Here is a 12,634-nt window from a genome sequence, read left to right on the forward strand (position 1 = left end):
ATGACCTTCGTACAGCTCATCGAGTGCAGGACGAGCCGGGTGGACGAGATGAACCGGCTCATGGACGACTGGGTCCGGCGGACCAAGGGGAAGCGGACGGCGACGCACGCACTGGTCGGCACGGACCGCTCGGACACGTCGCACGTGGTGGAGGTCGTGGAGTTCCCGTCGTACGAGGAGGCGGTGCGGAACGCGAACCTCCCAGAGACCGACCGGACCTTCCGGGAGATGCTCGCGCTGTGCGACGAGGAGCCGACGTTCACCGACCTGGACGTCGTACGGGACGAGCGCCTGGCCGAGGGGGTCGTGCGCGGGTTCTTCGACGCGCTGTGCACGGCGGGCGAGCTGCCGCCGCTCAACGACCTGCTGGACGAGGACGTCCACGGTCACGACCCGATGAACCCGCAGGACACCATCGGGCTGGACAACGTCCGCGCCGAGTTCCGGATGTGGCGCGGCGCCTTCGATTTCGCGTTCACGGTCGAGGACGTGCTCGCCCAGGGCGACCGGGCGTGCGCGCGGTGGACCTGGAACGCCACGCACCGGGGCGACTTCCTGGGGATCGCACCCACGGGCCGGCGGGTGGCCATGACCGGGATGACGCTGTTCCGCTTCGCCGCCGGCGGCAAGATCGCCGAGCTGTGGTGGCAGCACGACCAGCTGGGGCTGATGCAGCAGCTGGGGGCGCTGGACGAGCTGGAGCGGTAGCGGTAGCGGTAGCGGTAGCGGTAGCGGTAGCGGTAGCGGTAGCGGTAGCGGTACGCAACGTCGGCGGGCAGGGCGAAGGCCCGGCCCCCTCTCCGGGGTACCGGGCCTTCACTCGGGAGCTGTTCGCTCAGTGCGCGTGGCCGTGGCCGTGGCCCGCGGCGGCCGGCTCTTCCTCTTCCTTCTTCTCGACGACCAGGGTCTCGGTCGTGAGCAGCAGGGAGGCGATGGAGGCGGCGTTCTCCAGGGCGGAGCGGGTGACCTTGACCGGGTCGATGACGCCGGCCTTGATCAGGTCGCCGTACTCGCCGGTGGCGGCGTTGTAGCCCTGCCCCTTCTCCAGGTCCTTGACCTTGGAGACGATGACGTAGCCCTCCTGGCCGGCGTTCTCGCCGATCCAGCGCAGCGGCTCGACCACGGCATTGCGGACGACCGCGACACCGGTGGCCTCGTCGCCGGCCTTGTCCAGGTTGCCGTCCAGGACCTTGGAGGCGTGGACCAGGGCGGAGCCACCACCGGAGACGATGCCCTCCTCGACCGCGGCGCGGGTCGCGGAGATGGCGTCCTCCAGACGGTGCTTCTTCTCCTTCAGCTCCACCTCGGTGGCGGCGCCGACCTTGATCACGCACACGCCGCCGGCCAGCTTCGCGAGGCGCTCCTGGAGCTTCTCGCGGTCCCAGTCGGAGTCCGTGTTCTCGATCTCGGCCTTGATCTGCGCGACGCGGCCGTGCACGTCCTCGGACTTGCCGGCGCCGTCGACGATCGTGGTGTCGTCCTTGGTGACGGTGACGCGGCGGGCGGAGCCGAGCACGTCGAGGCCGACCTGGTCGAGCTTGAGGCCGACCTCCTCGGAGATGACGGTGGCGCCGGTGAGGACGGCCATGTCCTGCAGCATCGCCTTGCGGCGGTCGCCGAAGCCGGGGGCCTTCACCGCGACGGCGTTGAAGGTGCCGCGGATCTTGTTGACGACCAGGGTCGACAGGGCCTCGCCCTCGACGTCCTCGGCGATGATCAGCAGCGGCTTGGAGGAGCCGGCCTGGATGACCTTCTCCAGCAGCGGCAGCAGGTCCGCGATGGCGGCGATCTTGCCCTGCGTGATGAGGATGTACGGCTCGTCGAGGACGGCCTCCATGCGCTCCTGGTCCGTCACGAAGTACGGCGACAGGTAGCCCTTGTCGAAGGCCATGCCCTCGGTGAAGTCCAGCTCCAGACCGAAGGTGTTGGACTCCTCGACGGTGATGACACCGTCCTTGCCGACCTTGTCCATCGCCTCGGCGATCAGCTCGCCGACCTGCTGGTCCTGGGCGGACAGCGCGGCGACGGCGGCGATGTCGGACTTCTCGTCGATCGGGCGGGCGGAGGCCAGCAGATCCTCGGAGACGGCCTTGACCGCGGCGTCGATGCCCTTCTTCAGGGCGGCCGGGGAGGCACCCGCGGCGACGTTCTTCAGACCCTCGCGGACCAGCGCCTGGGCGAGGACCGTGGCGGTGGTGGTGCCGTCGCCGGCGATGTCGTTGGTCTTGGTCGCCACCTCCTTCACCAGCTGGGCGCCCAGGTTCTCGTACGGGTCCTCGATCTCGACCTCGCGGGCGATCGTGACACCGTCGTTGGTGATGGTCGGGGCGCCGAACTTCTTGTCGATGACGACGTTGCGGCCGCGGGGGCCGATCGTCACCTTGACGGTGTCGGCAAGCTTGTTGACGCCGCGCTCAAGGGCGCGACGGGCGTCCTCGTCGAACTTCAGGATCTTCGCCATGGCAGCGGGAGCCCTCTCGGAAATCTGTGGGTGAAAAACGCCGCGCCCCGGGCGCCCGGCTTCTTATCGATTCGCGGGGGCCAGGGGCGCAGCTTCAAGCAGAGAGTCGCTTGAGGTGATTACTTCTCGATGATCGCGAGCACGTCGCGAGCCGAGAGGACGAGGTACTCGTCGCCGTTGTACTTCACCTCGGTGCCGCCGTACTTGCTGTAGAGGACGACGTCGCCGACCTTGACGTCGAGCGGCAGACGCTCGCCGTTCTCGAACCGGCCCGGGCCCACGGCGAGGACGGCGCCCTCCTGGGGCTTCTCCTTCGCGGTGTCCGGGATGACCAGGCCAGAGGCCGTGGTCTGCTCGGCGTCCAGCGGCTGGACCACGATGCGGTCCTCGAGCGGCTTGATGGCAACCTTGGAGCTGGCGGTCGTCACGATCCGACCTCCCCCTTCGGAGATCTCACGGGGTTAACTGTCTGAGGTGGCGACCAGGTGGATCCGTCGTCGCGGGTGCCGGACCTGCCCGTCGCGTTTGTTGGCACTCTCCAGGGGGGAGTGCCAGAGCCGAGACTATGACCGCGATTAGCACTCGGTCAAGCGGAGTGCCAATTGCCGTGCGTCGCGTCGGCCGGGAACGGCGCGCGCGGGTGCCCCGGCGGCCCGGTGCCGCCCCGCTGTCCCCGCCGGTCTCCGCCCGGCTGCGCCGGTCAGCCCACGTAGTCCTCCAGCCGGCCCACCGTCATCCCCTCCCCCTGCACCTCCCTCAGCACCCGTACCGTGCGGTCCCGCAGCGGTGGGCCCGGGGTCTCGTCGGGGCCCACCAGGACGATGTCGCCGGGGCGCAGGCGGTGGGGGCCGTGGGTGTAGGCGAGGCCCGCCGGGGTGAGGGCGGCGCGCCACAGGACGAGTGCGGAGATGCCGCAGCCGGCCGCCGCGCGCAGGGTGGTGCGGTCGTAGGAGCCGTAGGGCGGGCGGAAGAGGCGGGGGCGGACGCCGAGGCGGGCGCGGAGGCGGTCCTGCTGGCCGCAGATCCCGGCGCGCTGGCCGGCGTACGGCAGTCCGGCCGGCGCGCGGTGGTCGACGGTGTGGTTCTCGATGCCGGCGCCGAGCGCGTGCAGCCGGGCGAAGTGGCCGTAGCCGGGGGCGGCGACGCTGTCGGTGAGGAACAGGGTGACCGGGAGGCGGAGGTCGCGGACCATGTCGGTGAAGCGGGGGTCGCGGTCGGAGCCGTCGTCGTAGGTGAGGAAGACGACCGGGTCGCGGGTGGGGACGTGGTCGAGGACCGGGGGCAGGCCGTGGGCCGTGGCGCGCCCGGCGAGCGGGCGGGCCGGGGGCACCGGGGAGCGGGCGAGCGGGCGGGTCAGGCCCCAGGCGCGGTAGGCGCGGCCGGGGCCGGTGGTGTGCGGGCGTACCCCTTCGGCGGCCTTCTTGCCGAGGCGCTCGATGGGGTCGACGGACTGGGCGCAGCCCGTGAGGAGCAGGGCCGTGGCGATGACCGCCGCAGGGCCCCGCAGGCGCCTCACAGGTAGTCCTCCAGGCGGGCCACGGCGTAGCCCTCGCGCGTGACCTTGTTCAGGAAGCGGCGCATGTCGTCCACCATCGTGCCGTCCCAGTCGTCCCGGCCGCGGAAGTGGGTGAGGACGATGTCGCCGGGGCGCAGCCGCCGGTCGTCCTCGCGGTACTCCCAGTGGTCGACGAAGACCTCCTCGTTCCAGATGGGCGCGTACCGGATGCCGCACTCCTTCGCGGCGACCAGGGTGTCCTGGTTGTAGTTGCCGTACGGCGGCCGGAAGACGGTGGGCGCCTTGCCGAACTCCTTCTTCATGACGGCCTGCATGCCGCAGATCTCGTCCTTCTGCTCCTCGTAGGTCAGGCCCGGCAGGTAGGGGTGGTGCAGGGTGTGGTTGTTGAGGGTGTTGCCGTAGGAGCGCATTCTGCGGAAGTAGCCGTAGTCGTCCTTCACCAGGTAGTCGCTGAGGAAGGCGGTGTACGGGATCTTCAGCTCCCGCATCATGGCGAGGAAGCGGGGGTCCTTCTCGGCTCCGTCGTCGATCGTCAGGAAGACGACCTTGTGCCGGGTGGGGACCGTGGTGAAGACGGGCGGCAGGTCCCAGTCCTCCTGGTGGTCCACCTCGAATCCGTCGCGGGCGCCGATCCGCGGCTTGACCGCGGGCGGCGGCGGAGGGGCCAGCGGGACCTGGTCCAGTCCCCAGCGCCGGGCCGCGGCGGCCAGCCGGGCGTGTTCGGCGGCCCGGCGCGCCGCCGGGTCCTGGGGCTGGGCGGGGCCGCCCCGGCCGGGTGCGGGGCGTACGGCGTCGGGGCCGGCGCAGCCGGAGAGCAGGGCGGCGGTGGCGCATGCGGCGGCTCCTCCGCCGAGGGCCAGACGCCGCAACCGCGCCCGACTTTTGTCATTTTGTACTACTGCTCGCATGGTGCCGGATCCTTCCAGGCCCCGGCCCCCGACCCCGGCCGACACCGCCGCCGGAGGCGCACCATCCACCGACTGGCCCACAATGACCCGGTGAACGACCTCGCACTGCTCCTCACCCCCGAAGGCCGCGCCCTCCTCGACGAGGTGCGCGACACCGAGCCCGCCCAGGAGCTGGCCGTGGCCACCCGGCTGCGCCGCGAGCACCCGGCCGAGCTGGTCTCGGCCGCGCTCGGCCAGGCCCGGCTGCGGCAGCGGGCGGTGGCGAAGTTCGGTGCCGAGGACGCCGGGCGGATGTTCTTCACGCCGAACGGGGTCGAGCAGTCGACGCGGGCGAGCGTGGCGGCGTACCGGGCACGGCGGCTGCGGGAGCTGGGCGTGGCCTCCGTCGCCGACCTGTGCTGCGGGATCGGCGGGGACGCGGTCGCGATGGCCCGGGCCGGGATCCGGGTGCTGGCCGTGGACCGGGACCCGCTGACGGCGGCGGCGGCCCGGGCCAACGCCGAGGCGCTGGGGCTGGCCGCCCTGATCGAGGTGCGCGAGGCCGACGTCACCGAGGTGGACACCGCCGGGTACGACGCGGTGTTCGTGGACCCGGCGCGCCGGGGCGGGCGGGGCCGCGTGTTCGATCCGGAGGCGTACTCGCCGCCGCTGTCCTGGGCGGTCGAGACGGCCCTGAAGGCACCCCGGGCCGCGCTGAAGATCGCCCCGGGGATCCCGCACGAGGTGGTCCCCGACCGGGCCGAGGCCGAGTGGATCTCCGACGGCGGGGACGTGAAGGAGGCGGTGCTGTGGTTCGGGACGGGAGCGCCGGGCACCGTACGGGCCACCCTGCTGCCCGGCCCGCGCACCCTCGTCGGCCGCGGGCTGCCCGACCCCGGGGTACGGCCGGTGGGGCGCTACCTGTACGAGCCGGACGGTGCCGTGATCCGCGCGCACCTGGTCGCCGAGGTCGCCGAGGAGGTCGACGGCGGACTGCTGGACCCGACCATCGCCTACATCACCGCCGACGCGCCGCGGCCCACGCCGTACGCCACCGCCTACGAGATCACCGACCACCTCCCCTTCAACGTCAAGAAGCTGAAGGCCCTGCTGCGCGAGCGCGAGGTCGGCACACTGACCGTGAAGAAGCGCGGCTCGGCGGTCGAACCGGAGGAACTGCGCCGGAAGGTACGGCCGCAGGGCCCGAACGCGGCCACCGTGTTCCTGACCCGGGTGGCCGGGGCACCGGCGATGCTGATCGGCCGTCCGTCGGTGTGACGTCGGCACCTTCGCGGTGCGGAGCTCACCGGGTGGACGCCGGCCGCCGGCGGCGAGGTCACCGCGCACCGGATCGCCGCGGCAGGGGGGCGTTCGCCGGGCTCGTCGGCCTCCTGCCGAGCCACCGGCCGGCCGGCCGCGCCGCCCGTGGCCTGCCCCGGCCGACTCCATCCGCCGCGCGCCGGGCGGGACACGGCCGTTCTCCCGGCCGGTCGGACGCCGCCGGGGCTCACTCCCCCGCCCGGCGCAACAGCAGGTGGCGCTCCTTCTCGTTGTGGGTCAGGGCGGCCGCCCGGAGGAACTCCTCGCGGGCCTCGGCGGTGCGGCCGAGGCGGGACAGGAGGTCGCCGCGGACGCTGGGCAGCAGGTGGTAGCCGCGCAGGGCGGGCGCGGCGGCCAGGGCGTCCACCAGCTTCAGGCCCTCCGCCGGGCCGTCGGCCATCGACACGGCGACCGCGCGGTTCAGCTCGACCACCGGGGAGGGCGCGCGGACGGCCAGCAGGCCGTACAGGGTGGCGATGGCGTGCCAGTCGGTGTCCTCGTAGCGGTACGCGCGCGCGTGGCAGGCGGCGATGGCCGCCTGGAGGGCGTACGGGCCCGGAGGGCCGCTCGCGGTGGCGCCGGCGCGGTCGAGAGCGCCGACCCCGCGCGCGATGAGCATGCGGTTCCAGCGGCGCCGGTCCTGGTCCCTCAGCAGCACCGGTGCGCCGTCGGAGCCGGTGCGGGCGGCGGCGCGGGACGCCTGGAACTCCAGCAGCGCGGTCAGGCCGTGCACCTCCGGCTCCTTGGGCATCAGCGCGGACAGCACCCGGGCCAGCCGCAGCGCGTCCTCGCACAGCCCGGGGCGCAGCCAGTCGTCGCCGGCGGTGGCCGCGTACCCCTCGTTGAAGATCAGGTAGATGACGTCGAGGACGGAGCCGAGACGGGCCTCGCGGTCCGGTCCGTACGGCACCTCGAAGGCGACGTTCCGGGCGGCCAGGGTGCGCTTCGCGCGGACGATGCGCTGGGCGACGGTCGGCTCCGGCACCAGGTAGGCGCGGGCGATCTCGGCGGTGGTCAGGCCGCCGAGCAGGCGCAGCGTGAGCGCGGTGCGGGCCTGGGGGGACAGCACCGGGTGACAGGTGGTGAAGACCAGCCGGAGCAGGTCGTCGTCGATGTCGTCCGGGTCGGCCGGTTCGTCGTACGACGGCGGGGCCGCCCGGAGGTCCCGGCCGATCTCGGCGAGTTTGCGGTGGTAGGTCTCGCGGCGCCGGATCAGGTCGACGGCCCGGTGCCGGGCGGTGGCCATGAGCCAGGCGCCGGGATTGTCCGGCACCCCCTCCCGCGGCCACCGCTCCAGGGCGGCCACGAGGGCGTCCTGCGCCAGTTCCTCGGCGATGCCGACGTCCCGGACGATCCGGGCGACGCCGGCGATCACGCGGGGCGACTCCAGACGGAAGACGGTCTCGATGGCGTGTGCCGCAGTGGGCTGTGCTTCCACAGCCCACATGCAACACCCGGGGCGCGGGAAGGCCAAACGGGATCAGCCCTCGGCGATCTCCCGCACCTCGCAGGAGACGGTCCAGTACGGCTCGTGGACCTGGAGGAACCGCTTGGTCCACTCCAGCGCCTCGGCCTTGTCCTTGCACTGCATGAGCGCGTAGCCGCCGATGACCTCCTTGGCCTCGGTGAAGGGGCCGTCGGTGACGGAGAGCCTGCCGCCCTCCCAGCGCACGGTGGTGCCCTGGGCGGACGGCGTCAGCCCGGCGGTGTCGAGCATGACGCCGGCCTTGGTGATCTCCTCGATCAGCTCGCCCATCCGGTCCATCAGTTCCTTGCTGGGGCCGCCGGCGGGGGCGGAGGACTCGTCGATGTGGATGATCGACAGGTAGCGGGGCATGGTGACTCCTTCGGCCGGGCGGCGGGGCCTGTCCCCGCCGCTCACCCCTTGTGTCGAACGGCGGCGACGCACATCGACACGCTCGCCGGATTTTCTTCCGGAGATTTTCCGGGGGGGCGTTCGGGGACTTCCTACCTCAGTCCGAAACCGAACGACGCCTTCTTGTACGGCGCGCCGACCGTCTTCCCGCCGAAGACCGCGGCCGCGTCCGTGACCAGGCCGGAGGGGCGTCCGCGCAGCACCCAGACCGCGCCGTCGCCGCCGTCCTCGCCCGGGGCGGAGGCGGCCAGGTCGGCGTGGCCGTTGCCGTTGACGTCGAGCAGCCGGAGGACGTAGCCGAAGGAGTCGTACGGCTCGGCGGTGCCGGGGACCCCCTTGGTGTCCTGCCCGAAGGCCTGGGCGCCGGCGCCGGTCAGCCCGGAGCGGCTGCCGCGCAGCACGTCGACCACGCCCTCGCCGTTCTCGTCGGGCGCGCCGACCGCGAGGTCGTCGATGCCGTCACCGGTGACGTCCCCGACGGCGACCGACTGCCCGAACTTGTCGCCCGGCTCCCGGCTGCCGGGGACCCCGGGCGTGTCCTGCGTGAACCGCTTCCAGGTGGCCTCGCCGCGCAGCCCGGCCGCGCTTCCGTACATCACCCAGATCGCGTCGTCGTCCTGGAACCCGGTGACGAGGTCGCCGTAGCCGTCACCGTTGAGGTCGCCGATGGCCGCCGCGCCGTCACCGCTGCGGTAGGGCTCGGTGACGGGGGAAAGGCCGGCGGGGCCGCTCAGGTACAGCCTGCTGCAGTTGTTGCCGTCGCCGCAGTAGCCGGTGAGCACCAGGTCGCTGCGGCCGTCGCCGTTGATGTCGCCGGTGTCGCCGTCGTGGATGTCGACGTACTGGAGGTGCTCGGGGTCGAGCGGGGTGCGCGCGGCCGGGGTGCCGGTGCGCTTGACCGGGCCCTTCCAGATCTCGGCGGTGCTGCCGGCCGGGTCGTCGCCCGGGCCGTAGCCGCCCTGGACCACGGCGAGGTCGAGGCGTCCGTCGCCGTCGAAGTCCCCGGTCTGGTGGTTGTTGCCCGGGATCGCCGTGCCCCCGGACAGGCCGCGCGGCCCGCCCCAGACGACGACCCCGCGGGTGACGAGGTCCGCGTAGCCGTCGCCGTCCAGGTCGCCCTTGGCGATCTGCAGGCCGAAGCCCTCCCCCCTGCGGGGGTTGCCGGGGACACCGGCAGTGGCCCGGCTGATGATCGCGCGGTGCCCGGCGGACAGGCCGTGCGGGCCGCCGTAGAGGACGGTGACGTAGCCGGCCCTGGCCTGGCCGCCGACCGTGGCGTTCGGGGCGCCGATCGCGAGGTCGGCGTAGCCGTCGCCGTTGAAGTCGTCGTGGACTGCCGTGTTCTTCGGCGGGGCGGCGGACACGGCCGGGGCGGCGAGGCCGAGGGTGGTCAGGCCCAGGGTCAGCGGAAGGGCCCAACGGGCATGCGAACGCGAGCGGAACAACGGAAAACCCCCTGGTGTACAGCTGTTCGGTCATCGCAGCAGACCCCCGGGCCACCCGGAAGGTTGTACGCATCAGCGGAGAGAGGACCAGAGTCGGCCCGCCGCCGGCTGGTCGGCGACGACCCGGTTGGGGTCGGAGGGCGCGGTGACGACCGGCATCGTCACCGTCCGCACCCGGTCGGGGCCGAGGTCCTTCAGACTGCGGCCGAGGCTCACCAGCTCGTTCAGGGAGTCCAGTCCGGTGTCGGTGGTGAGGCCGGCGGTGGCGGCGTCGGCGACCTCGTAGAGCTGGGCCGGGTCGGTGAGCAGGCCGGCGTCGGAGAGCCGCCCCAGCAGGGCCTTGACCAGTGTCTGCTGGAGCCCTATGCGGCCCAGGTCGCTGCCGTCGCCTATGCCGTGCCGGGTGCGGGCGAGGGCCAGGGCCTGCGTGCCGTCGAGGTGGTGGGTACCGGCCTGAAGGTGCAGATGGCTCTTGTCGTCGTCGATGTCCCGGCCGGTGGTGACGTCGACCCCGCCGAGCGCGTCGACCAGCCTGGCGAAGCCGGAGAAGTCGATTTCGAGGTAGTGGTCCATGCGGACGCCGGTGAGCGACTCGACGGTCTTCACGGCGCACGCCGGTCCGCCCACCGCGTAGGCGCTGTTGAACATGGCGCCGTACGCCGGTGCCGTGCTGCCGCCGGAGGGCAGCGGGCAGGAGGGGCGGGTGACGAGGGTGTCGCGGGGGATGCTGACGACGGTGGCCCTGGTGCGGCCCGCGTCGATGTGCACGACCATCGCGGTGTCGGACCGGGCCCCTTCGCTGTCACCGCCGCCGAGCTCCCGGTTGGCCTTGCCGCTGCGCGAGTCCGAGCCGAGGACCAGGAGGTTCAGGGAGCCGGTGGGCGGCGGGGAGGTGCCGGCGGAGGGGGTGGCGACGGCCCTGGCCGGACGGTCGTCGCCGAGCGCGCCGTCGATGTCGACGCCGGTGATGTTGTGGTTGAGGTGCCAGTACGTCCAGCCCGCCGCCGCCACGCCCAGCGCCAGGGCACACGCCACGAGGAGACCCGCGGCCTTCAGCGCTCCGGGCCGCCGGCCCGCCCGTCTGCCCGCGTCGCCTTGCTCCTCGTGTCGCGTCACGGCAGGAACGTACGTCCGAATTATTAGGGGACTGTTAGCGGAAGCGGTCCGAGCCGGCTTTCTCGGGGAATTCTCATCTTCGCGCCGGGGGATGTCGGCGGCGTGGGCGTACCCGGTGGACAGGCCGACGCGGCGACGAGCGGGGCCACCCCGGCCCTCAAGAATCTCCTGCGGGCAGCCCCGAACGTTTCGGCCTGACAACCGATCGACTTCGGAGGAGTGCGGGGGTGCACTCCCCACTGGTCACTACGTCAACTTCCGGCCACGGCGGGTGCCGCCGTGCTCGACCGCACCACCAGGCTCGTCGCCAGCTCCACCCGCGTCGCCGCCCGCTCCTCCTGCGCGCGCCCCAGCTCCAGCACGAGCCGGGTCGCGGCCTCGGCCATCTCGGTGAGCGGCTGCCGTACGGTCGTCAGCGGCGGGCCCACCCAGCGGGCCACCGGCAGGTCGTCGAAGCCGACCACGCTGAGGTCCTCCGGGATGCGCAGGCCCAGTTCGCGGGCGGCCTCGTACAGCCCGAGGGCCTGCAGGTCGTTGCCCGCGAAGACGGCGGTGGGCCGGTCCGGGCGGCGCAGCAGCTGAAGGGCCAGGCGATAGCCGGCCTCGTGATGGAAGTCGCCGGCCACGACGAGCGAGGGGTCGGCGGGCAGCCCGGCCGTCTCCAGGGCCGCCCGGTAGCCGTCGACCCGGGCCCGGCTGCACATCATCCGGGACGGGCCGCTGATCGCACCGATCCGGGTGTGCCCCAGCTCCACCAGGTGGCGGGTGGCGGCGAGGCCGCCCTGCCAGTTGGTGGCGCCGATGGACGGCACGTCCGGGCCCGGATCGCCGGCCGGGTCCATCACCACGAACGGGATGGAACGGCTGGTCAGCAGCGCCCGCTGGGACTCGTCGAGACCGGACAGCACCAGCACCACGCCGTGCGGGCGGCGGGCGGCGACCTGGTCGGCCCAGGTCCGGCCGGGGGTGAGCCGGCCGGCCGACTCGGACAGGACCACGCTCAGGCCGGCGTCCCGGGCGACGTTCTCCACGCCCCGGATGACCTCCAGCGCCCAGGCGCTCTCCAGCTCGTGGAAGACCAGGTCGATCAGGGGCGAGCGGGAGGCCTCGGCGCGGCGGCGCCGGTAGCCATGGGCGCGCAGCAGTTCCTCGACGCGGGTGCGGGTCGCGGGGGCGACGTCGGCACGGCCGTTGAGGACCTTCGAAACAGTCGGAGCGGAGACCCCGGCCTCGCGGGCGATCTCGGCGAGGGTCGCCGTCTGCGGAGCTGTGGGCTTCGAAGGCTTCATGCCGGCGATCGTATCCCCGCGGCGTTTCGTGACGAAGTCCTGCGCGCGCCTGACGCTCCCGGAACATTCGACATACGGAGCGAAAGTTTCGTGACCCTCGTCACAGAGGTGGCGGACCCCCGGCTCCGGGTCAGCGGCGGTCACGCGGCGGTCACGGTTGTCGGGGGCGGTCGCGGGGGCCGGGGACGGTCGCCGGGCCGGGGGCGGCCTTCGCGCCGTCCCGCCGTGCGGCGGCTCCCCAGGCGGCGGCCGCGAGCGCGAGCGCCCCCTCGGCCGCTCCGGGGTCTTCGCGACCGTCAGCCCGACGGCCACGAACGAGGAGACGGCGCCGATGAGGGCGAACCCCGCCGGGACGGCGAGCCCCGCCGGAACGGTCCGGGCGGCGAGCCGGGCGGCCGGGGTACGGAGCGGAACGGCGCGGCGCAGCTGCCGTCGGGTACGGCGGCGCCGCACCTCGGGGCCCGGCGCCTCGGGGCCCGGCGCCTCGGGGCCGGCCGCCCCGCGGTCCTCCCCGCGGAAGCAGCGTCAGAACGCCGAAGGTGTGGGAGACATGAAAACACCCCGCCCCCGGGGATCCCGGGGGCGGGGTGTCGAGTGGAGCGCCGGGCAGGCCTTGCACCTGCATCTCCCCGCAGGAAGCGGGGCGTCTTTCCTTGGACCACCAACGCACTTGCGTCCGGGCCGGTTTCCCGGCCGTTCGCTGTGTGATGATCATAGCCCAGGT

11 protein-coding genes and 1 tRNA gene are annotated in these 12,634 nt (G+C 73.1%); 2 read left to right on the forward strand and 10 right to left on the reverse strand.

Going from position 1 to position 12,634, the window contains the following annotated elements; translation table 11 throughout:
• Positions 1–708, forward strand: coding sequence for an ester cyclase (locus ACZ4VF_RS18500; protein WP_467927067.1), 708 nt, complete (start codon positions 1–3; stop codon positions 706–708).
• Positions 709–835: 127 nt separating this feature from the next.
• Here ACZ4VF_RS18500 and groL read toward each other — a convergent pair whose 3' ends face one another.
• The 4 genes from groL to ACZ4VF_RS18520 form a co-directional block, all read right to left on the reverse strand.
• Complete coding sequence (groL, locus tag ACZ4VF_RS18505; RefSeq protein WP_467927068.1) at positions 836–2,461, reverse strand: chaperonin GroEL; 1,626 nt, start codon at positions 2,459–2,461, stop codon at positions 836–838.
• A 119-nt stretch (positions 2,462–2,580) separates the two neighbouring features.
• Positions 2,581–2,889 carry a co-chaperone GroES gene (groES, locus tag ACZ4VF_RS18510; RefSeq protein ID WP_004955293.1) on the reverse strand — a complete coding sequence of 103 codons (309 nt, stop codon included), beginning with the start codon at positions 2,887–2,889 and terminating at the stop codon, positions 2,581–2,583.
• A 272-nt stretch (positions 2,890–3,161) separates the two neighbouring features.
• Positions 3,162–3,977, reverse strand: a complete 816-nt coding sequence (locus ACZ4VF_RS18515) for a polysaccharide deacetylase family protein (protein WP_467927070.1) — start codon at positions 3,975–3,977, stop codon at positions 3,162–3,164.
• A complete protein-coding gene (locus ACZ4VF_RS18520; RefSeq protein WP_467927071.1) occupies positions 3,974–4,885 on the reverse strand; it encodes a polysaccharide deacetylase family protein in 912 nt (303 codons plus the stop codon). Before ACZ4VF_RS18520 ends, ACZ4VF_RS18515 begins: the two co-directional genes overlap by 4 nt.
• Before the next feature lie 90 nt (positions 4,886–4,975).
• Here ACZ4VF_RS18520 and ACZ4VF_RS18525 point away from each other — a divergent pair, with 90 nt between their 5' ends.
• The gene (locus ACZ4VF_RS18525) at positions 4,976–6,142 is read left to right on the forward strand and encodes a class I SAM-dependent methyltransferase (protein WP_467927072.1); all 1,167 of its coding nucleotides are present in this window, start codon (positions 4,976–4,978) and stop codon (positions 6,140–6,142) included.
• A gap of 229 nt (positions 6,143–6,371) precedes the next feature.
• On the opposite strand, the gene ACZ4VF_RS18530 is transcribed toward ACZ4VF_RS18525, so the two are convergent.
• From ACZ4VF_RS18530 to ACZ4VF_RS18555, 6 genes are all read right to left on the reverse strand, one after another.
• Complete coding sequence (locus ACZ4VF_RS18530) at positions 6,372–7,631, reverse strand: RNA polymerase sigma factor (RefSeq protein ID WP_467927074.1); 1,260 nt, start codon at positions 7,629–7,631, stop codon at positions 6,372–6,374.
• A gap of 33 nt (positions 7,632–7,664) precedes the next feature.
• Entirely contained in the window at positions 7,665–8,021 is a 357-nt protein-coding gene (locus ACZ4VF_RS18535) for a YciI family protein (protein WP_467927075.1), read from the reverse strand.
• A gap of 131 nt (positions 8,022–8,152) precedes the next feature.
• A complete protein-coding gene (locus ACZ4VF_RS18540; protein WP_467927076.1) occupies positions 8,153–9,505 on the reverse strand; it encodes an FG-GAP-like repeat-containing protein in 1,353 nt (450 codons plus the stop codon).
• Positions 9,506–9,577: 72 nt separating this feature from the next.
• Positions 9,578–10,621 (reverse strand): LCP family protein, encoded by a 1,044-nt coding sequence (locus tag ACZ4VF_RS18545; protein ID WP_467927078.1) that lies wholly within the window; start codon positions 10,619–10,621, stop codon positions 9,578–9,580.
• Between the two features lie 251 nt (positions 10,622–10,872).
• Positions 10,873–11,910, reverse strand: coding sequence for a LacI family DNA-binding transcriptional regulator (locus tag ACZ4VF_RS18550; protein ID WP_467927079.1), 1,038 nt, complete (start codon positions 11,908–11,910; stop codon positions 10,873–10,875).
• A 595-nt stretch (positions 11,911–12,505) separates the two neighbouring features.
• Positions 12,506–12,578 (reverse strand) — tRNA-Gly (locus tag ACZ4VF_RS18555).
• Between the last annotated feature and the right edge of the window lie 56 nt (positions 12,579–12,634).

This window comes from Streptomyces sp. NPDC029151, from assembly GCF_055564315.1.